This window comes from Noviherbaspirillum phoenicis (assembly GCF_047237965.1).
Lineage (GTDB): Bacteria > Pseudomonadota > Gammaproteobacteria > Burkholderiales > Burkholderiaceae_D > Noviherbaspirillum_A.
Window position 1 is genome coordinate 219,637 of record NZ_JBDFLX010000002.1, and the last position, 25,633, is coordinate 245,269.

At 66.5% G+C, this 25,633-nt stretch carries 13 protein-coding genes; 6 read left to right on the plus strand and 7 right to left on the minus strand.

Annotated elements, in window-relative coordinates:
• The first annotated feature begins 259 nt into the window (after positions 1–259).
• From ABC383_RS20625 to ABC383_RS20650, 6 genes are all read left to right on the plus strand, one after another.
• Positions 260–1,807, plus strand: a complete 1,548-nt coding sequence (locus tag ABC383_RS20625; protein ID WP_413016749.1) for a TolC family protein — start codon at positions 260–262, stop codon at positions 1,805–1,807.
• Positions 1,808–1,814: 7 nt separating this feature from the next.
• On the plus strand, positions 1,815–2,627 hold the full coding sequence (locus tag ABC383_RS20630; protein WP_413016751.1) for an efflux RND transporter periplasmic adaptor subunit: 813 nt from the start codon (positions 1,815–1,817) through the stop codon (positions 2,625–2,627).
• A gap of 114 nt (positions 2,628–2,741) precedes the next feature.
• Positions 2,742–13,040: a VCBS domain-containing protein gene (locus tag ABC383_RS20635; protein ID WP_413016753.1), complete on the plus strand. Its 10,299-nt coding sequence runs from the start codon at positions 2,742–2,744 to the stop codon at positions 13,038–13,040.
• A complete protein-coding gene (locus ABC383_RS20640) occupies positions 13,040–14,446 on the plus strand; it encodes an efflux RND transporter periplasmic adaptor subunit (RefSeq protein ID WP_413016755.1) in 1,407 nt (468 codons plus the stop codon). The genes ABC383_RS20635 and ABC383_RS20640 overlap by 1 nt, the downstream gene beginning before the upstream one ends.
• Positions 14,447–14,449: 3 nt before the next feature.
• Positions 14,450–16,576 (plus strand): site-2 protease family protein, encoded by a 2,127-nt coding sequence (locus tag ABC383_RS20645; RefSeq protein ID WP_413016757.1) that lies wholly within the window; start codon positions 14,450–14,452, stop codon positions 16,574–16,576.
• 96 nt (positions 16,577–16,672) lie between these two features.
• Entirely contained in the window at positions 16,673–17,473 is an 801-nt protein-coding gene (locus ABC383_RS20650) for a crotonase/enoyl-CoA hydratase family protein (RefSeq protein WP_413016759.1), read from the plus strand.
• A 409-nt stretch (positions 17,474–17,882) separates the two neighbouring features.
• On the opposite strand, the gene ABC383_RS20655 is transcribed toward ABC383_RS20650, so the two are convergent.
• The 7 genes from ABC383_RS20655 to atzF all read right to left on the minus strand — a co-directional run bounded on the left by ABC383_RS20655 (position 17,883) and on the right by atzF (position 25,590).
• Positions 17,883–19,031, minus strand: coding sequence for an IS481 family transposase (locus ABC383_RS20655; RefSeq protein WP_413012297.1), 1,149 nt, complete (start codon positions 19,029–19,031; stop codon positions 17,883–17,885).
• Positions 19,032–19,814: 783 nt separating this feature from the next.
• Positions 19,815–20,141: a hypothetical protein gene (locus ABC383_RS20660; RefSeq protein ID WP_413016761.1), complete on the minus strand. Its 327-nt coding sequence runs from the start codon at positions 20,139–20,141 to the stop codon at positions 19,815–19,817.
• Between the two features lie 136 nt (positions 20,142–20,277).
• Positions 20,278–22,311, minus strand: a complete 2,034-nt coding sequence (locus ABC383_RS20665; protein ID WP_413016763.1) for a C1 family peptidase — start codon at positions 22,309–22,311, stop codon at positions 20,278–20,280.
• Positions 22,312–22,647: 336 nt separating this feature from the next.
• The gene (locus tag ABC383_RS20670) at positions 22,648–22,941 is read right to left on the minus strand and encodes a hypothetical protein (protein ID WP_413016765.1); all 294 of its coding nucleotides are present in this window, start codon (positions 22,939–22,941) and stop codon (positions 22,648–22,650) included.
• Between the two features lie 399 nt (positions 22,942–23,340).
• Positions 23,341–23,553: a hypothetical protein gene (locus ABC383_RS20675; RefSeq protein WP_413016766.1), complete on the minus strand. Its 213-nt coding sequence runs from the start codon at positions 23,551–23,553 to the stop codon at positions 23,341–23,343.
• Positions 23,522–23,773 carry a hypothetical protein gene (locus ABC383_RS20680; RefSeq protein WP_413016768.1) on the minus strand — a complete coding sequence of 84 codons (252 nt, stop codon included), beginning with the start codon at positions 23,771–23,773 and terminating at the stop codon, positions 23,522–23,524. The genes ABC383_RS20675 and ABC383_RS20680 overlap by 32 nt, the downstream gene beginning before the upstream one ends.
• A complete protein-coding gene (atzF, locus tag ABC383_RS20685; RefSeq protein WP_413016770.1) occupies positions 23,770–25,590 on the minus strand; it encodes an allophanate hydrolase in 1,821 nt (606 codons plus the stop codon). The genes ABC383_RS20680 and atzF overlap by 4 nt, the downstream gene beginning before the upstream one ends.
• Between the last annotated feature and the right edge of the window lie 43 nt (positions 25,591–25,633).

A 25,633-nucleotide genomic window follows, 5' to 3' on the forward strand; every position in this document is an offset into this window, starting at 1 on the left:
CCGGCAGCCAAGCTGCTGATATGTAAGGACTTTTCATGCAAGAAGAACAAGTTTCCGGCAGTGGTTTTGGTTGCATAAAAATTTTCTGTTGAGAAAAATTGATATGTGGAAATATAATTGCCGTGATTTTTATCGGTATCTGTTTCCGTCAATCGCATAAGAAGTAAGAAGTTTATTTAAAGAAGCTTAAGCAGGTTTTCACAACATCCCATTGCCCGTCCTTTTCCATTCCTTTCCCATTGTGAACAAACAGTTACGCATGCCGGCGCCGGCTATAGCCCTTCCATTTCTTCGCCTCGCCAGGCCGCTGGCCATTCTTTCCGCCGCCGTGGCGCTGTCGGCCTGTTCCGCCATGCGGCCGGCGCCGCTGGCTGCGTCCGATACGCTGCCGGTCAATCAGGCCGACCGCCAGGCGATGCGCAAGGACGTCGAGCCGATTGCGGGGCCGCTGACGCTGGAAAATGCGATTGCGCGGGCGCTGAAGTACAACCTGGAACGGCGTTCCCGCATGATGGAAGAGGCGCTGGCGCTGAACCAGTTCGATGTGAGCCAGTACGACATGCTGCCCAAGCTGGTGGCGCAGGCCGGCTACGTCACCCGCGACACCGACCGCATCAGCCTGTCGCGCAATGCCGCCACCGGCGACCTGTCGCCGTCGCAGTTCATCTCGCAGGAACGCAACCGCGTGGTGGGCGACCTGGGCCTGACCTGGAACCTGCTCGATTTCGGCATGGGCTATTACGGCGCGCGCCAGCAGGCCAACCGTTTCCTGATCGCCTCCGAGAAGCGCCGTCGCGCGATGCACCTGCTGATGCAGGACGTGCGCACCGCCTTCTGGCGCGCCGCCAGCGCCCAAAAGCTGCAGGCCGATGTGGAAAAGACCATTGCCGCCGCCGAGGAAGCGCTAGCCGATGCCCGCCGGGCCGAGGAAGAGCGGGTGCGCAACCCGATGGACACCCTGCGCTACCAGCGCCAGCTGCTGGAAAACCTGCGCCTGCTGGAAGCGGTCAGCCAGGAGCTGACCTCGGCCCAGGTGGAGCTGGCCGCGCTGATCAATGCGCCGTTCGGCAGCCGCATCGAAGTCGCCGAAATGAAGATGGAAGGCGCCGGCGCCGAGCTGCTCAAGCTGCCGGTGCAGGACATGGAGGAAGTGGCGCTGGCCCAGAACCCGGACCTGCGCGAGCAGCACTACAACGCCCGCATCGCCCGCGAGGAAACCCGCCGCACCCTGGTGCGGCTGTTCCCGAATGTCTCGTTCGGCTACAACGTGAAATACGACTCCGACAAATACCTGGTGCACCGCCAGTGGAACGAGGCCGGCCTGCAGCTGACGGCCAACCTGATGAACCTGTTCACCGGCCCGGCGCAGATCCGCCTGGCCGAAGCCGGCGTGGCGCTGGCCGACCAGCGCCGCATGGCCACCCAGCTGAGCGTGCTGACCCAGGTCCATCTCGGCCGGCTGCAGCTGATCAATGCCCGCAACCAGTTCGAGCGGGCCGACGCCATCTACGGCACCGACCAGAAGATCGCCGCGCTGAGCCGCAACCGCGAGAGCGCCCAGGCCCAGAGCAAGCTGGAGCGGGTCAGCAACGACACCGCGGCCATCCTCGGCCTGCTGCGCCGCTACCAGGCGCTGGCCCAGGTGCAGAAGATCGAGAGCCAGCTGCTGGCCAGCCTGGGCCTGGAGCCCACCATCGGCAGCACCAGCGAACTGTCGCTGGCCCAGCTGACCGAGCAGGTCGGCCGCAGCAACGATCCGCTGCAGATGATCCGCGCCGCCGGCGCGGCCAACCCGAAAGCCCAGTGAGAACAGCATGATGAAACGCCTGTCGACTTCCTTTGCAATCATGCTGCTCCTGTGCGCCGCCAGCGGCCTTGCGCAGGCCGAGAACGCCGCGCCGCTGCGCCTGGCCACCGCGCCGGCCGCGTCCGCGCTGGCTGTTCCTGCCATCGCTCCCGCCATCGAGCGCCAGGAAATCCGGGCGCAGCTCATGCCGCGCCGCTACACCACGGTAGCCGCCGAGATCGGCGCCAAGGTCAACCGCATCCCGTTAGCCGAGGGCAGCGCCTTCAAGGCCGGGCAGTTGCTGGTCAGCTTCGACTGCTCGCTGCAGCAGGCGCAGCTGCAGAAGGCCCAGGCTGAACTGGACGGCGCGGCGCAGACGCTCAAGTCCAACCAGCGCCTGGCCGAGCTCAACTCGGTCGGACAGCTCGACCTGGACCTGTCGCGCTCGGCGGTGAACAAGGCGCGCGCCGAGATCGGCGCCAACCAGGCCGTGATGGCCAAGTGCAGCGTGGCCGCGCCGTTCGCCGGCCGGGTGGCGGAACAGAAGGTGCGCGAGCAGCAGTTCGTGCAGGCTGGCCAGCCGCTGCTCGACATCATCGACGACAGCGTGCTGGAGCTGGAATTTCTGGTGCCGTCGCGCTGGCTGGGCTGGCTGCGGGTGGGCAGCGCCTTCCAGGTGCAGATCGATGAAACCGGCAAGGCCTATCCGGCCAAGTTCATCCGCATCGGCGCCCGGGTCGACCCGGTCAGCCAGTCGGTGAAGGTGGCCGCCGCGATCGACGGCCGCTTTCCCGACCTGATGGCCGGCATGAGCGGCCGCGTGCAGGTACGCCAGCCCTGATCGCCTGACCGCAGCGCCGGCCGCCCGGCGCGCACAGGGGCAAGACCACGACCCGCCTAGAGGCAGGCACGAACGAAGCGCCAGAAAGACACCATGAAGAACGCGAAGACATCCTTGAAAGAACCATCCCTGGCAAACGGCGCTTCCGCCACCCACAACAGGAAGCTGGTGCGCCGCGGCCCCAGCCCCATGGCGCTGGAACAGCGCTTCATGTTCGACGGCGCCGCGCTGGCGGACGCCAGCCAGACCGTGGCCAGCGCCGACGCGGCGGCAAGCCATGACGTGGCCGTGGCCGACAGCCATCAGACCGACACCGTGACCACGGTCACTGTCCCTGCCGTCTCCGCTGCGCCGCCGGCGCCGGCCCCGGAACTGATGCATGTGGTGGCCAGCGCGCAGGAAGCGCCGGCCGCCCTGGCCCAGGCACAGGCCGACGCCGAGCGCCTGATTTCCGCCTTCCTGCAGCAGCCCGACGCCCGCGCCCAGCTGTTCGAGCTGTTCCATGGCAGCCAGAGCCAGCCATCGGCCGAGTGGCTGCAGGCGGCCGATGGCTTCCTCGCTTCCTTCCAGGACGGCGCCGCGCCGGTGCAGGTGGCACTGCGCAGCCACGCCGAGATGCAGGGCGCGATGGCCGCCTTCGCTGCCCATGGCCCGGATGGCCAGCCGGTGATCTATCTCAACGGCGACTGGGCCAGGCAGGTTGCCACGCCGGAAGCGCTGACCCGCGCGCTGCTGGAGGAATACGGCCATCGCATCGACGCCTCGCTCAACGGCGACGCCGACACCGCCGGCGACGAGGGGGAAGCCTTCGCCCTGCGCGCGCTGGGCGCCGCGCCCGATGCCGACCAGGCTGCCCGCATCGCGGCCGAGGATGACCACGACACGCTGCAGATCGATGGCCGCACGGTGGAAGTGGAACAGGCCGCGATCACCTTCTCGGTGGTGTACCAGGGCACGCCCTCGTCCTGGAGCGAGGAAGCGCAGAACCTGGCGCTGTATGCCTCGCCCTTCAACGGCAGCAACTACCGCTTCACGTCGTCCAACCCGTCCGACCTCTACTTTCAGGGCAACAATGTCACCGGTTACCTGTCGTACCAGGACCAGTCGGGCAACCGCCAGCAGATCTACGGCGTGGTGAGCCGCCTGTTCAAGACGGGCAGCACGATCGACGGCTTTTATTTCTATGCGCCCGGCGCCGACGGGCTGATCAATGGCGTCGGCGACTCGGCCTATCTGCTGGCGATCACGCCATCGAAGTTCGCCGGCGGCATCAGCTACGGCACCAGCAGCGACCCGGTCGACACCGCGATGAACAAGATCATCCCGCCCAACAGCGCGCCGGTGGCCGGCAATGACAGCGCCAGCGTCCTGGAAGACGGCAGCGTCAGCGGCAACCTGCTGACCAATGACAGCGACGCCAACGGCGACACGCTGCGGGTGGCGCAGTTCTCGGTATCGAACCAGACCTACACCGTTGCGCTGGGCGGCTCCAGCACGGTCGCGCTGGCCAATATCGGCAGCCTGACCGTGGGCAGCAACGGCGGCTACAGCTTCACGCCGGTGGCCAACTACGCCGGCGCGGTGCCGCTGGTGACCTATACCGTTACCGACGGCTCGGCCAGCGCCAGCGCCAGCCTGTCGGTCGCCATCGTCGGCGTCAACGATGCGCCGGACGGCGCCGACAGGACCATCGCCACCCGCGAGGACACGGCCTATGTGTTCAGCGCCGCCGACTTCGGCTTCACCGACCGCAACGACACGCCGGCCAATGCGCTGGAAGCCGTGAAGATCAGTTCGCTGCCCACCCAGGGCACGCTGCTGTTCAACGGCGTGGCCATTACCGACTCGCAGGTCGGCAACGGCTACTTCGTTGCCGTGGCCGACATCGGCAAGCTGAGCTTCCGGCCGCTGGCCAACCAGGCGGCCAGCGCCAGCTTCACCTTCCAGGTCAGGGACAATGGCGGCACCGCCAACGGCGGCATCAATCTCGACCCGGTTGCCAATACCATCACCTTTGCCATTGCCAGCGTCAACGATGCGCCGGTGGCGGTGGCCGACGCCGTGACTGCAGGCGAAGCCGGCGGCAGCGCCAACGGCACCGCGGGCACGGACCCGACCGGCAATGTGCTGTCCAACGACACCGACCCTGACGCCGGCGACAGCAAGAGCGTGGTGTCGGCCAGCAGCGCGGCCACCGCATCGACCAATGTCGCCACCAATACCGTGCTTGCCGGCCGCTACGGCACCCTGACCATCAGCAGCACCGGCGCCTACCGCTATGCGGTCGACAACGCCAACGCCACCGTGCAGGCGCTGCGCCTGTCCGGCGATACCCTGACCGACACCTTTACCTATGTGATGAAGGACGGTGGCGGCCTGACCTCGTCATCCACGCTGGCCGTCACCATCACCGGCGCCAACGATGCACCGGTGGCGGTCAATGACCTGGGCAGCGCCAAGGAAGCCGGCGCCACCTCGGCTTATCCCGGCTCCAGCGCCACCGGCAACGTCTTGGCCAACGACACCGATGTCGACGCCGGCGACACCGCCACGCTGACGCAGATCTTTGCCACCGCCAACGGCGTGAGCACGGGCGGCGGCAGCACGACCTCGACCACGTTCAGGGTCGCCGACATCAACGGCATCGAGACCAACAACCTGGTGTTCCGGGCCGACGGCACCACCAGGCTGGGCCGGGTGCTCTCCATTACCGATGACGACGGCAGCGGGCCCGGCACCGCCGGCACCATCGTGCTCGACGCCGCCTACACCGTCACCAACGGCGAGACGCTGCAGTTTTCCCAGACCGCCGGCAACAGCTCCAACTTCGTCAGCAACGGCCTGGCAACCACGACCGCCATCGTCGCCGGCGCCAGCAGCACGGTGCAGCTCTCCGGCACCTACGGCACGGTACTCATCGGCATGACCGTCACCGGCACCGGCAATGCCACCGACCCGACCGTGATGGCGATCAACCGCGCCACCAACGTCGTGACCCTGAGTTCGTCGGTCACCCTGTCGACCAGCACCGCGCTGCGCTTCGTCGCGCTGCCTGGTTCGTCCATCCTGGGCCAGCGCGGCACGCTCAACATCGCCGCCAACGGCGCCTATACCTACGCCATCACCGACAACAGCCTGTCGGCCGGCCAAACCTTCGACGAGACCTTCACCTACCAGATGCGCGACAGCGCAGGCCTGACCAGCGCGGCGGTACTGACCGTGCGCATCGAAGGCACCACCAACGATACCGAGCCGGATGCGCGGCCCAATACCGGCACGGCCACCGAAGCCGGGGGCGTCGGCAATACCGCCGGCGCGGTGAACCCGGCGGGCAACGTGCTCAGCGACGACCTTGGCACCAGCCTGGTGGTCAGCGCCGCCTGGTCGGAACAGAATCCGACCTCGGCCAGCGTGGCCGCCAGCACCACCTCGGCCAATGGCCTGACCATCGCCGGCAGCTACGGCAGCCTGAAGCTGGGCGCCGATGGCAGCTATGTCTACACGGTCAACAACGGCAATGCGGCGGTGCAGGCCTTGAACAGCGGCGGCACCCTGACCGACCTGTTCTTCTACCGCGCCGCCAACGGTTCCGGCACCGACGTCAGCACCCTCAAGATCACGATCAATGGCAGCAATGATGCGCCGGTCGCTGTCGATGACGTGGCCAATGCGGCCGAAGCCGGCGGCACCGGCAATGCCACGCCGGGTTACGACGCGACGGGCAATGTGCTGGCCAACGACACCGACGTGGACAACACCGCCTCGAGCCGCACCGTGACCGCCGTGCGGCTCGGCGGCGTCGAGGGCAGCGGCCCGGTCGGCGTGGTCGGCATCGCTTTCCAGGGCAGCTACGGCACCCTGACGCTGCAGGCCGACGGCAGCTACCGCTATGCGGTCGACAACAGCAACGCCGCCGTCAATGGGCTGGCCGCCGGCGCCACTTTGGTCGAGCGCTTCAACTACACCGTCAGCGACGGCAGCGCCAGCGATGTCGCGGTGCTGGCCATCACCATCAACGGCGCCAACGATGCGCCGCTCAACACCGTGCCTGCCGGACATGTGCAGTACGACTACGAGCAGGCGCAGATCGGCGGCCTGTCGGTGCATGATGTTGACGGCAACCTCGCTGCTGGCAATACGGTCACCCTGAGCGTGGGACAGGGCAGCCTGTCGGTGGTGCTCAACGGCAGCGCCGTGGCAAGCGGCAGCGGCACCGCGGCCAGCCCGCTGGTGCTGTCGGGCAGCGAGAGCGACATCAATGCCACGCTGGCCACGCTGCGCTACCAGCCAGCGGCCTATCACAGCGGTCAGGACACCCTGAAGATGGTGACCCAGGACAGCCTGGGCCTGTCGGACACCGACTTCACCTCGATCACGGTGCAGCCGGACGACCGGGCACTGACCGTCAATGACGTGCTGGTCAACGAGGGCTCGCCGTACGCGGTGTTCACCGTGGGCGGCCAGGCCGGACAGCTGGTGCGGCTGGCGATTGCGAATGGCAGCGCCACCAGCGGCAGCGACTTTTCCGGCAACCTGGAGTACTACGACGGCTCGGCCTGGGCTGCCTACACGGGCGCTGCGGTCGCCATCCCCGGCAGCGGCGGCGCATCCACGCTGCTGGTGCGCGCCGCGATCCTGAACGACCAGGCCTATGAAGGCGCCGAAACCTTCACCCTGACTGCCAGCAACGTCGCCGCCGCGGGCGCCACCGGCACCGCCACCATCGTCGACGACGGCAGCGGCGATGTCTATCGCGACAGCGCCACCGGCGCCATCGATGCGCAGGCCATTGGCGACGACGACAGGCCGCTGACGGTCAGCAACGTCGAGGTCAATGAAGCCTCGCCCTATGCGGTGTTCAAGGTCGGCGGCGCGGGCGGCCAGCTCGTGTCCCTGACGCTGGCCAACGGCAATGCCTCCGACAGCGACCATGGCACCGGCCTGCAATACCTCAGTGGCGCAAGCTGGCTAGACTACAACGGTCCGGTCGCGATGACGGGCGCGGAAATGCTGGTGCGGGTCGCCATCACGCAGGACGGCGTGTATGAAGGCCGCGAGACCTTCAACCTGTCCGCCACCAACACCGGCGGCCTGGGCGCGCACGGTGAAGCGGCGATCTACGACGACGGCACCGGCAGCATCTACCTTGCCGACAGCATCACCGGCCTGCCCGATGCCGGCGGCGCCGGCTTCCCGGCCGCGCTCGACGACGACCGGGTACTGTCGGTGCAGGGCGTGCGGGTCAACGAAGCCTCCGACTATGCTGTCTTTACCGTCAGCGGCACCGCAGGGCAGTTCGTCAGCCTCAATGTGGTCGACGGCAGCGCCAGCATCGCGCAGGGACAGACGCTGCAGGTCTGGAACGGCAGCGGCTGGACCGACTACAACGGCATGGCACTGCCTGAAATCGGCGCGGACGGCCACCTGCTGGTGCGGGTCAATATCGTCGCCGAGCACGATGCAGCATACGAATTTGAGGAAGACTTCCGCCTGCAGGCCACATTCTCTCCCGTCAATGGCAGCGTTGTGCGCGAGGGCACCGGCATCATCGCCGACGATGGCAGCGGGCAGCGCTTCGGCAACGGCGTCAGCGGTGGCCTGCCGCAACTGATCGCCACCGGCCTGGACGATGACCGTTTGCTGACAGCATCGGATGTGACCGTCAGCGAGGCGTCGCCTTATGCGGTGTTCACCGTCGGCGGCACGCCGGGCCAGGTGCTGAGCCTGGCGCTGCAGGCAACCGGCAGCGGCGCGGGCTTCGCCACGCCGGGCGCGGATACCGGCACCGCGCTGCAATACTTCGATGGTTCCACCTGGGCTGCCTACAGCGGCAGCGTCACCATGACCGGCGGCAGCCTGCTGGTGCGGGTGGCCGTCACGCAGGACAGCGTGTATGAAGGTCCTGAAACCTTCCGCCTCGTCGCCACCAACAGCAGCGGCAAGACCTCCACGGGCGGCACCGGCACCATCCGCGATGATGGCGGCAGCTCGACCGTGTTCAATGAAACCGACACCACGCCGCAAAGCGGGACATCCGACGACGACCGCGCGCTGTCCATCTCCGATGTCACCGTCAGCGAGGCATCACTGTATGCGGTATTCACCGTCAGCGGCACGCCGGGCCAGGTGCTGAGCCTGGCAGTCCAGGCGACCGGCAGTGGCGCAGGCTTCGCCACGCCGGGCACGGATACCGGCACGGCGCTGCAATACTTCGATGGCAGCCAGTGGACTGCCTATGGCGGCAGCATCACCATGACCGGCAGCAGCCTGCTGGTGCGGGTCGCTGTCATCCAGGACAGCGTGTACGAAGGCCCGGAAACCTTCCGCCTTCTGGCAACGAACAGCAGCGGCAAGACCTCCACCGGCGGCAGCGGCACGATACGTGACGATGGCGGTAGCACTACGGTGTTCAACGAGACCGACACCACGCCGCAAGCCGGCGCGTCCGACGACGACCGCGCACTGGCCGTCTCGGATGTGACCGTCAGCGAAGCCTCGCCTTACGCGGTGTTCACCGTCAGCGGCACGCCAGGGCAGGTGTTGAGCCTGTCGCTGCAGCAAACAGGCAGCGGCGCGGGCTTCGCCACGTCGGGCACCGACACTGGCACGGCGCTGCAATACTGGACCGGCAGCAACTGGGCTGCCTACAGCGGCAGCGTCACCATGACAGGCAGCAGCCTGCTGGTGCGGGTGGCCGTGATGCAGGACAGCGTGTATGAAGGCCCTGAAACCTTCCGCCTTCTGGCAACGAACAGCAGCGGCAAGACCTCCACGGGCGGCACCGGCACCATCCGCGATGATGGCGGCAGCTCGACCGTGTTCAATGAAACCGACACCACGCCGCAAAGCGGGACATCCGACGACGACCGCGCGCTGTCCATCTCCGATGTCACCGTCAGCGAGGCATCACTGTATGCGGTATTCACCGTCAGCGGCACGCCGGGCCAGGTGCTGAGCCTGGCAGTCCAGGCGACCGGCAGTGGCGCAGGCTTCGCCACGCCGGGCACGGATACCGGCACGGCGCTGCAATACTTCGATGGCAGCCAGTGGACTGCCTATGGCGGCAGCGTCACCATGACCGGCAGCAGCCTGCTGGTGCGGGTCGCTGTCACCCAGGACAGCGTGTACGAAGGCCCGGAAACCTTCCGCCTGGTCGCCACCAACAGCAGCGGCAAGACTTCCACGGGCGGCACCGGCACCATCCGCGACGATGGCGGCAGCACCACGGTATTCAACGAAATGGATACCACGCCGCAAACTGGCGCGTCCGACGACGACCGCGCATTGGCCATCTCGGATGTGACCGTCAGCGAGGCGTCGCCTTATGCGGTGTTCACCGTCAGCGGCACGCCGGGCCAGGTGCTGAATCTGTCGCTGCAGCAAACAGGCATTGGCGCGGGCTTCGCCACGCCGGGCACGGATACGGGCGCGACGCTGCAGTACTTCGATGGCAGCCAGTGGACTGCTTATGGCGGCAGCGTCACCATGACCGCCAGCAGCCTGCTGGTGCGCACCGCCATCATCCAGGACAGCCTCTACGAAGGCCCCGAAACCTTCCGCCTTCTGGCCACCAACAGCAGCGGCAAGACCTCGACCGGCGGCAGCGGCACCATCCGCGACGATGGCGGCAGCACCACGGTATTCAACGAAATCGATACCACGCCGCAAACTGGCGCGTCCGACGACGACCGCGCATTGGCCATCTCGGATGTGACCGTCAGCGAGGCATCGCCTTATGCGGTGTTCACCGTCAGCGGCACGCCGGGCCAGGTGCTGAATCTGTCGCTGCAGCAAACAGGCATTGGCGCGGGCTTCGCCACGCCGGGCACGGATACGGGCGCGGCGCTGCAGTACTTCGATGGCAGCAACTGGGCTGCCTACAATGGCAGCGTGACGATGACCGGCAGTAGCCTGCTGGTACGCACCGCCATCATCCAGGACAGCTTCTACGAAGGCCCCGAAACCTTCCGCCTGCTGGCCACCAACAGCAGCGGCAAGACCTCGACCGGCGGTATTGGCGCCATTCGCGACGATGGCGGCAGCACGACCGTGTTCAACGAAACCGACACCGCGCCGCAAACCGGGTCATCCGACGACGACCGTACGCTTGTAATCTCGGATGTGACCGTCAGCGAAGCCTCGCCGTATGCGGTGTTCACCGTCAGCGGCACGCCGGGGCAGGTGCTGAGCCTGTCGCTGCAGCAAACAGGCATTGGCGCAGGCTTCGCCACGCCGGGCACGGATACCGGAACGACACTGGAAATTTTCGACGGCAGCGCCTGGGTTAGCTACAGCGGCGACGTAACGATGACAGGCAGCAGCCTGCTGGTGCGCACCGCCATCAACCAGGACGGCGTCTATGAAGGTGCTGAAACATTCCGCCTGCTGGCCACCAGTACCAGCGGCGTCGTCTCGGTCGGCGGCACCGGTACCATCCGCGATGACGGCGGCAGCAGCACAGTATTCAACGAGACCGATACCACGCCGCAAACTGGGTCATCCGACGACGACCGCGCACTGGCCGTCTCGGACGTCACGGTCAGCGAAGCCTCGCCCTATGCGGTGTTCACCATCAGCGGCACGCCAGGCCAGGTTCTGAATCTGACACTGCAGGCAACCGGCAGCGGCGCAGGCTTCGCCACGCCCGGCACGGATACTGGTACGGCGCTGCAGTACTTCGATGGCAGCAACTGGGCTGCCTATGACGGCAGCGTCACCATGACCGGCAGCAGCCTGCTGGTGCGGGTCGCTGTCACCCAGGACAGCGTGTGCGAAGGCGCGGAAACCTTCCGCCTGCTGGCTACTAACAGCAGCGGCAAGACTTCCACCGGCGGCACTGGCACCCTCCGCGACGATGGCGGCAGCACCACGGTGTTCAACGAAACCGACACCACGCCGCAAGCCGGCGCGTCCGACGACGACCGTTCGCTTGCCATCTCGGATGTGATCGTCAGCGAGGCGTCGCCCTATGCCGTGTTCACCGTCAGCGGCACGCCAGGGCAGGTGTTGAGCCTGTCGCTGCAGCAAACAGGCATTGGCGCGGGCTTCGCCACGCCGGGCGCCGACAGCGGCACGGCGCTGCAATACTGGACCGGCAGCGCCTGGGCCAGCTACAGCGGCAGCGTCACCATGACCGGCAGCAGCCTGCTGGTGCGGGTGGCCGTCACGCAGGACGGCGTGTACGAAGGCCCGGAGACCTTCCGCCTGCTGGCCACCAACAGCAGCGGCAAGACCTCGACCGGCGGCATCGCCACCATCCGCGACGACGGCGCCAGCAATGTCGTCTTCGGCTACACCGACACCACGGCGCAGGAAGGCGCGTTCGACGACGACCGCCTGCTGACCGTCTCGGACCTTACCATCAGCGAAGCCTCGCCCTACGCGGTGTTCCGCGTGACCGGCGCGGCAGGACAGAAGCTCACGCTGGCGCTGGCGTCGGGCAGCGCCACGGTCGGCGCCGACACCGGCACGGCGCTGCAGTATTTCGACGGCGCCGCCTGGCGCGACTACACCCCGGGCAGCCTGGTTGCCATTGCGCAGGGGAGCGGCACACTGCTGGTGCGCGTGGCCATCGTCAATGACAGCCTGTTCGAGGGCAGCGAGTCGTTCCGGCTGATTGCGACAAACCGCAACGGCGAGGCCGGCGCCGGCACCGCCACCCTGAAGGATGACGGCAGCAGCCGCGAGGTCTATCTCGAATCCAATACCGATGGCCGGCCCACCACCGGCGAAGCCGACGACGACCAGGCCAGACCGCAGGCAGTGGCCCAGCCGGTGGCGCCGGCGCCCGCCGCGCCGGCGCCGGCGCCTGTTCCGGAAGCGCCCGCCGTGCAGCAGGCCGCGCCGTTCAACTCGACGCTGGTGCTGACCGATGTCATCCGCGCGCCCGACGCGCTGCGCAGCGAGCCGATCGGCGATCTCACCACCAGCGGCGCCGGCTTCCAGATCCCGGTGGTGGAAGGCGATGCGGCGCGGCTGTCCACCTACCGTTCCGTGGCCGACCAGTTCGTCGAAGGCAAGCGCAGCGTCACCTTCACGCTGCCCTATGACGCCTTCGTCCACACCCGGGCCGAAGCCACCGTGGTGCTGGCCGCCACGCTGACCAACGGCGAATCGCTGCCGGCCTGGATACGCTTCGACGCCCGCACCGGCAGCTTCAGCCTGAATCCGCCGCCGGACTTCACCGGCGAGATGGAAGTCAAGGTGATCGCCCGCGACAATGAAGGCCGCGAAGCCGCCACCGTGTTCCGTCTCTTCGTCGGCGAGGACAAGGCCAAGCTGCCGGCCCGCAGCAGCCTGTCGGAGCAGATCCGCCTGGCAGGCAAGCGCAGTTCGCCTTTTGCCGCGCTGGTGCGGGGCCAGGAGCCGCAGGGCCAGCGGCAGCAGCCGGTTAGACTGGGGAGCAAGGCCTGATGTCACATCGCGAGATCGGCATGCCGGCCATCGATGAAGCGCTGCTGGGCCTGTTGGACATGGCGCGCCGGCTGCGCGGCGCGCAGAGCCTGCGCGAACTGGAATTCATGCTGGTCAATGACAGCCGCAACCTGCTGCCTTACCGCCAGGCGGCGCTGTGGCTGGCGCCGCACGGCCTGCGGGCGCTGTCGGGCATCGTGCAGATCGAGGCCAATGCGCCCTATGCGCAATGGGTGGAGCAGGTATGCCGGCACCTGGCCGCCGGCGAGCGTGCCGATGCGCAGGCCTTCACCGCGGCCGACCTGCCGCCGGCGCTGGCCGCGCAGTGGTCGGACTGGTGGCCGGCGCATGCGCTGTGGCTGCCGCTGCCGGGCCGCGGCGAGCCCGCTGCCGCAGCCACAAACGACGCGCCGCCGGCCGCCGGCCTGCTGCTGGTGCGCGACGATGCCTGGACCACGGCCGAGCAGGCGCTGCTGCGTGAATGGGGCGATGTGGCAGCCCACGCCCTGCATGCGCTGCACCAGCCGCGCGCCGGCTCCCTGCATGCGCTGCGCACCCGCCTGCGCGCGCTGGTTGCGCGGCGCGCCGGCCGCGCCTGGTGGCTTCAGCCGGCGCTGCTCTGGTGCCTGCTGGCGGCGGGCGTGCTGCTGTTCCCGGTGCGCATGACGGTGCTGGCGCCCGGCGAGCTTACGCCGGCCAACCCGGTGACGATACGGGCGCCGCTGGACGGCGTGGTGGACGTGTTCCATGTGCAGCCCAACCAGCTGGTGAAAAAGGACCAGCCGCTGTTCGGCTTCGACGAGGCGCTGATCAAGAGCCGCGCCGACGTCGCGGCCCAGGCGCTGGCCACGGCCGACACCGAATATCGGCAGGCCTCGCAGCAGGCGCTGGTGGACAGCAAGTCGCGCCAGCAGCTGGCCACGCTGGCCGGCAAGATCGAGGAAAAGCGCGCCGAAGTGGCCTTCCTGCGCGAGCAGCTCGGCCGGGCCCGGGTGCTGGCGCCGCGCGACGGCGTGGTGATGTTCGACGATCCTTCCGAGTGGATAGGCCGCCCGGTCACGGTGGGCGAGCGCATCATGCGCCTTGCCGCGCCGGCCGACAGCGAGGTGGAAGCCTGGCTGCCGCTGGCTGATGCGATCGCGCTGCCGGACCGGGCCGAGGTCGACCTGTACCTGAGCGCCAGCCCGCTGGCGCCGGTGGCGGCCAGGGTGCGCTACTTCGCGCACGATGCCGTGCAGCGGCCGGACGGCAGCTATGCCTACCGCATCCGCGCCGCGCTGGACGCGCCGACGCCGCACCGGGTCGGCATGAAGGGCACGGCAAAGCTGCACGGCGAGCGGGTGCCGCTGGCGTTCTGGATACTGCGCCGGCCGCTGGCGGCGCTGCGCGCGGCGATCGGGTTCTAGTTCATGAACCTGCCCAACCTGCGCGAGGAACTCGCGCTCCTGCCCGGCCCGTCGCTGGCCGACGGCCAGCCGACCTGGACCCTGCACGACCCGGCGCGCAACCTGTTCTTCCGCATCGACTGGCCCAGCTTCGAGGTGCTGCAGCGCTGGGACATGCAGGATGCGGCGCTGATTGCCGGCGACATCAGCGCCTCGACCACGCTGCAGCTCGACGCCGCCGATGTGGAAGCGGTGGTGCGCTTCCTCGGCAACAACCAGCTGACCCAGCCGGCCGGCCCCGGCAGCGCCCGCCAGCTGGCCGAGCGGCTGGCGCAGACCACCGGCGGCCCGCTGAAATGGCTGCTGCATCACTACCTGTTCTTCCGCATTCCGCTGCTGCGGCCGGATGCCTGGCTCGGCCGCTGGCAGGGCGTGGCCGGCCTGTTCTATACGCCCGGCTTCCTGCTGCTGACGCTGGCCGCGCTGCTGCTGGGCCTGGCCCAGGTGGCCAGGCGCTGGGACATGTTCGCCGCCACCCTGGTCGACACCTTCAACTGGGACGGCCTGATGGCCTACGGCGCGGCGCTGTTCGCGGTCAAGCTGCTGCATGAGCTGGGCCATGCCTTCACCGCCAAGCGCTACGGCTGCCGGGTGCCGACCATGGGCCTGGCCTTCCTGGTGATGTGGCCGGTGGCCTATACCGACACCAATGAGACCTGGCGCCTGACCAACCGGCTGCAGCGGCTGCACGTGGCCTGCGCCGGCATCGCCACCGAACTGATCGTGGCGGCCTGGGCCACCCTGGCCTGGACCCTGCTGCCCGACGGCGCGGCGCGCTCCGCCGCCTTCGTGCTCGCCACCACCTCCTGGGTCGCCACCCTGGCCATCAACGCCAGTCCCTTCATGCGCTTCGACGGCTACTTCATTCTGTCCGACGGGCTGGACCTGCCCAACCTGCATGAGCGCAGCTTTGCGCTGGCGCGCTGGAAGCTGCGGGAATGGCTGTTCGGCCTGGGCGAGGAAGCTCCCGAGCAGTTCGGCGCATCGCGCCAGTGCTGGCTGATCGGCTTTGCCTGGCTGACCTGGGTCTATCGCCTGGTGCTGTGCCTGGGCATCGCGGTGCTGGTCTACCATTTTTCCGTAAAGGTCATCGGCATCATGCTGTTCATCGTTGAAATGCTGTGGTTCGTGCTCGGGCCGATCCAGCGCGAGCTGGCCGCCTGGCGCCAGCGCTGGCCGCGCATCCGCCGCAGCCGCCGCGCCCATGCCAGCGCCGCCGTGCTGCTCGTTTTGCTGGCAGCCACCGCCGTGCCCTGGCCCGGCCGCATGACCACGTCGGCGATGCTGCGGCCGGCCGAGTCGTGGCCGGTGTTTGCGCCTTCCGGCGCCCGCATCGACGGCCTGCCGCACGCACAGGGCGCGCTGGTGGACAAGGGCAGCGCGCTTTTGCAGCTGCATGTGCCCGACCTGCTGATGAAGCGCGAGGCGCTGCTGTCGCGGGTGGAGCGGCTGCGCTGGCAGGCGGCGGCATCGGGCCTGTCGGCCGACACCCGCAACCAGTTGCTGTCGAACGAGGATGCGCTGGCGATGGCCCAGGCGGAGCTGGCCGGCATCGACCTGGAGCTACTGCACTACGCGCCGCGGGCGCCGTATGCGGGCCGGCTGCATTACCTCGACCCCGACCTGCGGCCGGGCGACTGGGTCGGGCAGAAGGAAAGGCTGGCGCTGCTGGTGAAGGAGGGCAGCGCCTGGCAGGTAGAAACCTGGGTCAACGAAGACCTGATCCAGCGCGTGGCGCCGGGCGATGCCGCCACCTTCATCAACGATGCCGGGCAGGGGCCGGTGCTGCGGCTGAAGGTGGCCGCGGTGGACCGCGACGCATCGCGCACCCTGCCGCGCCCGGAGCTGGCCGCGCACCTGGGCGGGCACGTGCTGACCCGCGAGAAAGCCGGCCAGCTGGTGCCCGAGCGGGCGGTCTACCGGGTGCTGCTGGAAGTCGCCGCAGGCGACGCCGACGCCGGCGCCGCGCTGGCGGCGCTGTCGGCGCATTCCTGGCGCGGCCGGGTCACCATCCACACCCGTGGCGAGGCGCCGGCCGGCCATTACGCCAGGCAGGCGATCGCGGCGCTCCTGGGCGAGTCCGGTTTCTGACGGTCGCCTCGGCGGTTACACTGCGCATTGGGCCTGCCGCCCGCGAGGGTTGGCAGGCTGCACAACGATAACAATGCCCGACGGAGCCGACCCAACATGAACGACAGAATCGATCTACGCATAGCCGATGGCATCGCCACCGTGCTTCTGAATCGCCCCACCAAGCTCAATGCGCTCGACCCGGCGATGTTCGCCGCCCTGCTGGAGGCGGGCGAGACCCTGGCCGGCGACGCCACGCTGCGCGCGGTGGTCATCAGCGGCGAAGGCCGCGCCTTCTGCGCCGGCCTGGACATGCAGTCCTTCCAGCGCATGGGAGACAGCCAGCAGGGTGACGGCGTGCTGGACCAGCCGCTGACCACCCGCAGCCACGGCATCGCCAACGCGCCGCAGCGCATCGCCACGGTATGGCGCGACGTGCCGGTGCCGGTGATTGCGGCGGTGCATGGCGCGGCCTTCGGCGGCGGCCTGCAGCTGGCGCTGGGCGCCGACATCCGCATCGTCGCGCCCGACGCGAAGATGTCGGTAATGGAAATCAAGTGGGGCCTGGTGCCGGACATGGCGGGCATCGTGCTCATGCGCGAGCTGGCGCGGCCGGACGTGGTGCGGGAGCTGACCTTCACCGGCCGCCAGTTCTCCGGCGAGGAAGCCCTGCAGATCGGTTTCGCCACCCAGCTCAGCCCCGATCCGCGCGAGGAGGCGCTGGCCCTGGCCCGCATCATCGCCCGCCAGAGCCCGGACGCGATCCGCGCCGCCAAACGCCTTCTCAACTTGCCCACGCATGATCCGGCTGCGGTGCTGATGGCCGAATCGGTCGAGCAGCAGAAGCTGATCGGCAGCCCGAACCAGGTCGAGGCGGTCAGAGCCAATCTGGAAAACCGGATGCCGGAGTTTCGATAGGCGCCTGTGCGGCGGGCTGCTTGCGGAGAAACGTTAGGCAGCTTCCGGATTGCAGTTGCGGTTGCGGTTGCGGTTGCTTTTGAAGTCCGCGCAGCGACAGTTGCGGTTGCTTTTGAAGTGGCCTTCGCCGTTGCCGTTGCCGTTGCTTTTGCAGTGGCCGTTGCAGTTGCAGTGAAGTCCCGTTGAGCGCGCCGTGTCAGCGGTGCCCGGAGCGGGAAAAGGTGCGGCGTCTGTCTGAGCCAAGCGCAGCTTGGCGAGTTTAGCCGCGCCCCGCTCCGGGTACCGCTGGCACGGGCACCCCGCGCAGCGGGGCGCGATCACCGGGTCGCCTTTTTTTGGTTACTTTTTTTGCTTCGCTGTATAGACCGGGGACATAGGTTACACATGTGCCGGGACATGGGTAACAGATTTAATCGTGCTTTTCGGCATTGCGCAAGTCGATTTGGCCAAATCGCTGATGCGCAAAGTACAGGTCATAAATGCCGTCCTGGCCTGACAGGGCGCGGGCCGCAATACGATGCCTGTGCAAGGCGCTGGAGACGCGAAAGCTGCGCTTGTGGAACTTCACATGCCCGTTCCACCCGACGGTCTCCACCAGGTCTTCCTGCGGATAAACAATCTCTGGCAATCGCTCGGGATAGGCCAGACGGCTTTGCCGGAACCGGGTTACCGGCGTGGCCATGCCGATGGCTTCATGCGGCCGCTCGTTGTTGTAGATCATTCGCCAGCGGTCGAATGCGTTCTGGACCTCCTCAAGGTCAACGAAGTGACGCCCGTGCAGCACATCTGCCTTGAGCGTGCGATGGAAACGTTCGTCCTTGCCATTGGTCTGTGGATGAGCCGGACGACTGTGACTGATGCGAATGCCCAGCTGAATCAACCAGATGGTGAGCTTGGTGATGCCATGCTCGTGCTGCGACGGACTGCCCCATGGAGAACCGTTGTCAGCGTTGATCCGTACTGGCATGCCGTGATGGCGAAAGGCAGTTTCCAGAGCTGCCTGCACAGTGGCAGTGTCCGGGTTCAGGCAAGCCTGCAGGACGATGTTGTAGCGTGAATGATCATCCAGCACGGTCAGTGGATGACACGTGGCCTGGCCGGTCTGGAAATGGCCCTTGAAGTCGATCTGCCAGAGATCATTGGGCTGGGCATGCTCGAAGCGCTGCCAGGCGGTGCTGTTTGCGCTTGCCTTTTCTGAGATCAAGCCATGTCGATGCAGAATCCGGGTAATGGTGCTGGGGGTTGGCACCTGGATGTGACCCTGATTGAGCAGGCTGCGATGAATCTTGCGGCCGCCCCAGGTGGGGTGTTTCAGACGCACCTTCACTACCAGCTCTTCGTTTGCCTGGCTGGTACGCAGTGGCGTATTGCAGGGTCTGCGCGAGCAGTCCTGCAGGCCAGCAGGGCCCTGCGTCATGCTGCGTTCACGCCATTTGTATCCTGTCTTGCGACTGATTCCAAAACGCGTGCATAGGGCACTGAAGTTCACGCCATCCTGCTGCGCTAGCGCCGTAAATTCTTGTCGAAGGGTCATCATGTCAACGTCTTTCCAGGGCATGGTTAGAGAATCCTTTGGCTTGATATGGAATACGCCAAAGTGTTACCCATGTCCCGGCACAGTTGTTACCCATGTCCCCGGTCTATACAGCGAAGCAAAAAAAGTGACCCGGCTGCCGGGACGGATTCCCGGCTTGTCTCCACGGCAGTGCAGCCTCATTGCGTCACCCGGCAAGGCACGGGCAGCACTGTCGGTGTTGTCTTTGACGTGTTCGTTGAACATGGCTTAACGTCAAAAGCAAAGCTGCTTCGCAGTGACGCCTTACCCCTGGTGAAACAAGCCGACTGCACTATCGTCATGACCAAGCCGGGAGTTCGCCCCGGCGGGCGACCTACTTCTTTTGCTTCGCCAAAAGAAGTAGGCAAGAAAAGGCGACCCGGTGATCGCGCCCTCGCTGCGCGAGGGTTCCCGTGCCGTCGATGCATGGAGCGGGGCGCGGCTAAACTCGCCAAGCTGCGCTTGGCTCAGACAGACGCCGCACCTTTTCCCGCTCCACGCACCGACGTCACGGCGCGCTCAACGGGACTTCACTGCAACTGCAACGGCCACTGCAAAAGCAACGGCAACGGCAACTGCAACTTCAAAAGCAACGGCAACGGCAACGGCAACGGCAACGGCCACTTCAAAAGCAACTGCAACGGCAACGGCCACTTCAAAAACAACCGCACCTGTCGCTGCGCGGACCCCAACCCCACCCGCGCCTGCGTTACCCCACACCCCGCCCAACGGCATGCCCGAATGCGCCCCCACTTCAGCCCCGGTCCGCCCCGACCACCGCCCCGCTCAGCTTGCCGAGGCGTCAACCCGATCCAGAATATCCATTGCCTGCGCATGCCGCGCATCATTCTCGACCGCAACCGTCAGCTTGATGATGGCCCCCTGCCGCACGGTGCGAAAGCTCTCGCCATAGTCGCCGCTGTCGCCGATGCCGGAATGGTCGGAGCGGTCGCTCCTGTCGCCGACGGTGAAGTTGCCCTGCACCGGCCCGGCCTCGCTGTTCATGGCTTCGATCTGCACCTGCTCGGTGCCGTAGCCCGCCGCCAGCAGGGCGTCGCGTGCCAGTTCGGCGTGGGGAAGGGTGTCGTACATGCGCAATACAAAGTCGCTCATCTGTTGCTCCATGGCTTGTCTGTCGATGTCTTTGTGACTGGCCGGGCGCATGAAAGTGCCGGCGCGCTCCGGGAAAACCGCAGCCGGGTTGTTGGAACGCATCCCGCAGACGATTGTCCGCCACGACCGGACTGCCTCAGTTCATGCGCAGCGGCTTGGTCTGCCGGTCAATAGTGGCCCGCCTTTCGCTGAGGAATCGCCGCGAAGCATGGAATTTCATGCCTCCCCGGGTTGCCTGGCCCGCCGCCTGCGGCGCGATCCGCGTGAAGGTCGCCATCACGGTCCGCTTGTCGTCATCGAAGTCGCCATGGTGACGGGCGGCGGAAGCGCCCGGGTCGCCTTCGGCCTCGTCATTCGGTGCAATGATCAGCTCGGCCTTCTTGCCGCGAAACAGCGCGTCGAGCTCGCTGTCCTGCTGAACGGATTTTTGCAGGCCCAGCAGCGGCACGCCATCGCGGAAGCCGGGGATGCGCGGCTTGTCCTCGAAGGCATTGGATACCAGGTAGAGCAAGGACTTGTTGTAGATGCGGGCGCAGTTGTCGTCCTGCTCGGCCTCGTCCGACAGCACGAAGCTGGTGAAGCGTTCCAGCCTGCCGCTCTCGATAGCCGGCAGGTAGGTCGCCTTGAACAGGTCGATGGTGCAGGCAGGCGCCCACAGGGTGCAGGAGGCGACCGTGAGCCCAAAGCCGGTCTCGCCCTGCAACGGGCCGCTGGCGATCACGCCGTCGCTGGTGAGCAGCTGCATCAGCGGCGCATGGAAGATCGCGCCGGCGCTATGGCCGACCACGTGAATCTCCAGCGCCGGATAAGCCTGCTTCAACTCGGCCACATGCTGCGCGATCAGGCGCGCGCCGCCGTCGGGGCCGCTGGCCAGGCCGGCGTTTTCCTTCATCTCGTCCCATGCGGCCTTGCCGGTGAGCTTGCGGGCGATCGGTTCGAGCGCATCGTCCAGGCGGTCGAGCATGAAGTCCTTGGCCGAGTCCAGCAGGCCTTCCGGCCGGCGGCGCCGGATCGCATCCTGCAGGATGTTGGTGATGGTGGTCCAGTAATCGCTGTTCCAGATGAAGGCCAGCGGATACACGCCCGCCGCCAGCAGGCCGGGCCGGTACTCCGCCACCCTTTGCACCGCGGATTCCTCATCGGTCAGTCCGCCATGGGCATACAGCAGGAGGCGCAGCGGCTTCGGCGGCTTGCCGCTGTCGGGTATCTGCAGCAGGCGCGGCAAGTCGGACTGGAAGATCTGCGCGATCTCGGCCGGCGTCGAGCCGTAATTGCCGCCGGCCTTGAGCCTGCCGTCATTCTCGATGCTGACGATATGCGGCCGCAGTTCGACATAGGAATAGGCGTTGGACTTGGCCGCCGCCTCGGAATGGCTGGTGGCGACCGACTTTTCGCGCAGCAGCCTGACTGGCGCGCCAAGCCGCGCCACCCAGACATCGGTCGCGTTTTCCAGCCAGTCGTCGTAGCTGATGCGCGCCAGGCCGCCCTTGCCCCAGCGCTTGCCCCAGGAGTTCTGTATCCAGAAGCCGCTGTCGTCGTAGGCGACGATGGCAAAGGCATGGCCGCCGGTGATCTGGTCCGAATAGTCGATGATGCCGTCCTTCTTCACCGCGTCCCAGCCGGCATGCACGGTCGCCGTCGCATACAGCACGCCGACTTCGGCGATCGCCGCATGCATGGCGATCAGGTCCTTGTGGTTGACGCGGAAATAGGCGCCCAGCGGCCGGAGGTTGGCGTCGCTTGCGCGGGATGCGTTCAGGCCCTGCGGCTCGCCGGGTCCGAGCTGGTATTTCCATTCCGCTTCGGTGCAGATGCCATGCTTGTGCCAGCCTTTCATGGCGCCGCGCGCGCTGGAGCCGGAATAGCTTTCGCCGGGCCACTCGTCGTAACGCCTGGCCAGTTCGTAGAACATGCGGGGACTGACGCGCACTGCTTCCGGCACCACCTTGCGCCGCCGCAGCAGGTAATTGGCCACCGTGGCCAGCCCAAAGCCGGTGCAGGCGCCTTCGCTGCCCTGGTCCAGCACCGGCACCCTGTAGTGCAGATAGTCCTCGACGGTGATCCTGACCGGCACTTCGATGAGCGTCGGAACAAACATCTGGTCGCGGAAATCCAGCGTGTCGCGGCGGGCGTCGAGGATGCGTTTTACGGGTTCATTCTTCTTGGCCATGTTGATGCCCTGCGTGCAAGGGAAGAGGGAAGCCTGTCGGATGAACGCTGCGGGCCGCCAGGCGACAGGCGCGGCGATGCGGCGGACACAGGGATTAAATTAATGCCCGTCCGGCGTGCTTCCTTGAGCAATCACAAGATTGCAGGAATGAAGGAATGAAAAATCGGGCAGGGAAGGCGGCGTTACAAAGCCTGGCTGCTGTTGTGGGCAGCTGCAACCCGGCGCGTGAGCTCAGCAGGACAGCGGGCGCGCAGCACTGCTATCGCAACGCAAGCCTGATGAAGGCGGGTATGACAAGGCAGCGTTTGTACGGGACAGGCCGCTGCAGGTTTTTGGTCAGGACTTGTCGCGCTTGTCCTGCGGATCGGCTGCCGGCTTTTCCTGGCTGTGCGGTGCGCTAGCATCGCCATGGTCGCCGGAGCCCGGGGCCTGTCCGAGGCCTGCGCCCCCGACTTCATCTAGCGGCTTGCCCGACGAGATGCCAGTGCTGACACGGGCTGGCGCACCGTTTCCGGTATCGGACTGTTCTGCCTGATGCGCCGGCGCAGGGCGGTTGCTGCTTTGCCCGGACAGATCCTTGGGATCGGGCATGTCCGTCGGGTCGACAGTTCCTGGGTTGCTGTTGGTCATGGGAGCTTCCTGTGCTGTGGATGTCTGCACTGGGATCGCGATTTGCCCGAAAAGATTCACTGAGCGCAAAGGCTGTCGGAGTTATTGTTTGAAATTCGTCACGGCCAACTGGATTGTTGATGCCGACCGCGGAATTGATGTTGGATATCTCTGAGCCCTCACGCGCTACCGCGTTTCGCTACGGCAAATACCTGACCCGAAATGTTTGGTCGTGCATCATCAGTGGCGATTGCAACGTCCATCGATAGTCCGAGTTGCCAACACCGTCTTAACTGGTTAGTGCCGTTAGGCCGTGATGTGGTTTGATATGAGCCTCGCCCGTCATGCGTCGAGGCTCATACTCGGCAACGCCGGAATGGCGAATGCCGCGTCGGCTAGCTGGGGTTTGCGGAAGTACCTTTATTTTGGAGGGGCACCGTTATATATGAAATCAGCCATATCTTTAGCTCCGCTCCCTGGACTTACAAGTTCCGCAATTCCCGATACCACAGCAGCACCAATTCCGGTACCGTACGCTACTGCACCTATCACCCGAAATACGTCGTCGACTAAATCTCCGGCGGAAACTTTGTCGAGTTCATCATCGGCTAATTCGTTGTTTTGTAAATTCATGATCTAATCCCTTTCGCTCGTTCATGTGATGGATAAACGCCTGCTCGTGGTTATGGCTAGCAGTGAACACGGCGTTTTTATCGCGGTCAGCCGAGCCGTAAGGAAGTGTCTGCTCGGGGTCGCAATTGATCAGTAACCGTTTGAAAATAACGTCCGCAAAAAAGGCGTTTGCCAGCCAGTATCGGCAATAATTGCCCGGTGCCAGGCTGGTCGCATTCATCGTTCCGATTGCGTTGCCGCCAGATAGCTGCGCCAGCCGCCGAACCCGGTAATGTCCTGCGCACCCTCTGCCGCATACGCTTCGCAGACAAAGCCCTGCACGCTGCTTCCATCGGCCAGCCTCACGCTGCCGATGCCCAGCGGCGCGGGAATGCCGGCCACGAAGCTGCCAAAGGCGGTCGCGGGCATTTCCCACACTTCCATCGCAATCGCCGCGCCACCCGCGTCGGGACAGACCCGTACCATGCCCGGCCGCTGCGGGGGGCCGCCGGGCAGCGCATAGAGCTTGTAGTCGGGTGCGCTGCCGACTTCGCCCACCAGCCGCGCGCCGCGCTGCGTGAGCTGCCAGTTCAACGGCAGCCCGGACAGATGCGCGCCGCAGACCGCCACCCGCACCTGGCCGGAAGGAAAGGCTGGCATTGCTGCCGCCGGCGGCAGCGGCTGGCCGGTGGCGCCCATGGTCAGGCCCTCGCCGGCATGGAAACGGGCCGCGAGCCTGAGCAGTGGCGCGTCCTGGAAAGCCGGCGCGACCAGCGTGATGCCGAACGGCAGGCCGTTGCCATGAAAGCCTGCCGGCACTGCCACTGCGGACAAATCCAGCAGGTTCATGAAGTTGGTGTAGTAGCCGAGATTGGAATTGAGCCGGATCGGATCTGCCTCGACTTCGTCGATCCGGTAGTGGGTGCCGGCCGTGGGCGTGACGAAGCAGTCCATGTCGCGCCAGGCGGCAGTGGCCGTGCCCTGCAGGGCCTTCAGGCGATACAGCGCGGCGAAGGCGTCGGCGGCGCTGTAGCGGGCGGCATTGCCGGTGATCTCGCGGGTGACCGGGTGCAGCGCATCGGCATGGGCATCGAAGAAGCCGCGGATGGCCTGGTAGCGCTCGGCCACCCATGGGCCCTCATACAGCAGGCGCGCGGTTTCCAGGAAGGGCGCGAAGTCGAACTCGACCGCGGCGCCGCCCAGGGCTTCCAGCCTGGCCACCGCGGCGCGAAACAGCGGCAAACCTTCCTCGTTGCCGAAGAAGGCGAGCTGGTCGGCGCGCGGCACGCCGAAGCGGAAGGCGGCAGCGCTGCCGAAGTCGAAGCCATGCGGCTGCGGCGCCCGCGAATACGGGTCGGCGGCGTCATGGCCCTGCGCCACCGCCAGCACCTGGGCCGCATTGTCGGCGGTGAGCGCGAAAATCGAGATCGTGTCCAGCGTGCGGCAGGCCGGCACCAGGCCGCTGCCGGACAGCGTGCCCAGCGTGGGCTTGACGCCGACCAGATTGTTGAACGCGGCCGGCACCCGGCCCGAGCCGGCGGTATCGGTGCCCAGCGAAAAGCTGGCCAGGCCCAGCGCCACCGACACCGCCGAGCCGGAGGAGGAGCCGCCGGACACATAGGCCGCATCGAAGCTGTTGCGGCAGGCGCCATACGGCGAGCGCACGCCGACCAGGCCGGTGGCGAACTGGTCGAGGTTGGCCTTGCCGACGGGGATTGCACCGGCATCGATCAGCCGCGCCACCACCGTCGCATGCTGCTCGGGCGTGTAGGCAAATGCCGGGCAGGCGGCGGTGGTGGGCACGCCGGCCAGGTCGATGTTGTCCTTGATGACGAAGGGAATGCCGTACAGCGGCAGGCTGGCGGGGTCGCGGGCCTGCAGCGGCTGCGCATAGGCCTGCATCTCCGCCAGCGTCAGGCGACGTATCCAGATGTTGTGGCTGCCGCCTGCCTCTTCCGCGGCCAGCATTGCGTCAAGCTGCGCCACCATCTCCGGCGGGCTCAGGCTGCGTTCCAGGTAGCGCTGGCGCAGCGCATTCATTTCCAGGTTCAGGCTCATCGTCATTCCTCGTTGCTTGTTGTCGTATGTCTCAGGTGATAGC

What these genes read in the sequence shown, in the direction of transcription:
- ABC383_RS20660 (WP_413016761.1), bottom strand. Translation starts at nt 20,141, where the DNA reads ATGAGCGACTTTGTATTGCGCATGTACGACACCCTTCCCCACGCCGAA.
- ABC383_RS20675 (WP_413016766.1), bottom strand. Translation starts at nt 23,553, where the DNA reads ATGAATTTACAAAACAACGAATTAGCCGATGATGAACTCGACAAAGTT.
- ABC383_RS20625 (WP_413016749.1), top strand. Translation starts at nt 260, where the DNA reads ATGCCGGCGCCGGCTATAGCCCTTCCATTTCTTCGCCTCGCCAGGCCG.
- ABC383_RS20645 (WP_413016757.1), top strand. Translation starts at nt 14,450, where the DNA reads ATGAACCTGCCCAACCTGCGCGAGGAACTCGCGCTCCTGCCCGGCCCG.
- ABC383_RS20665 (WP_413016763.1), bottom strand. Translation starts at nt 22,311, where the DNA reads ATGGCCAAGAAGAATGAACCCGTAAAACGCATCCTCGACGCCCGCCGC.
- ABC383_RS20630 (WP_413016751.1), top strand. Translation starts at nt 1,815, where the DNA reads ATGATGAAACGCCTGTCGACTTCCTTTGCAATCATGCTGCTCCTGTGC.
- ABC383_RS20655 (WP_413012297.1), bottom strand. Translation starts at nt 19,031, where the DNA reads ATGCCCTGGAAAGACGTTGACATGATGACCCTTCGACAAGAATTTACG.
- ABC383_RS20670 (WP_413016765.1), bottom strand. Translation starts at nt 22,941, where the DNA reads ATGACCAACAGCAACCCAGGAACTGTCGACCCGACGGACATGCCCGAT.
- ABC383_RS20680 (WP_413016768.1), bottom strand. Translation starts at nt 23,773, where the DNA reads ATGAATGCGACCAGCCTGGCACCGGGCAATTATTGCCGATACTGGCTG.
- ABC383_RS20650 (WP_413016759.1), top strand. Translation starts at nt 16,673, where the DNA reads ATGAACGACAGAATCGATCTACGCATAGCCGATGGCATCGCCACCGTG.
- atzF (WP_413016770.1), bottom strand. Translation starts at nt 25,590, where the DNA reads ATGAGCCTGAACCTGGAAATGAATGCGCTGCGCCAGCGCTACCTGGAA.
- ABC383_RS20640 (WP_413016755.1), top strand. Translation starts at nt 13,040, where the DNA reads ATGTCACATCGCGAGATCGGCATGCCGGCCATCGATGAAGCGCTGCTG.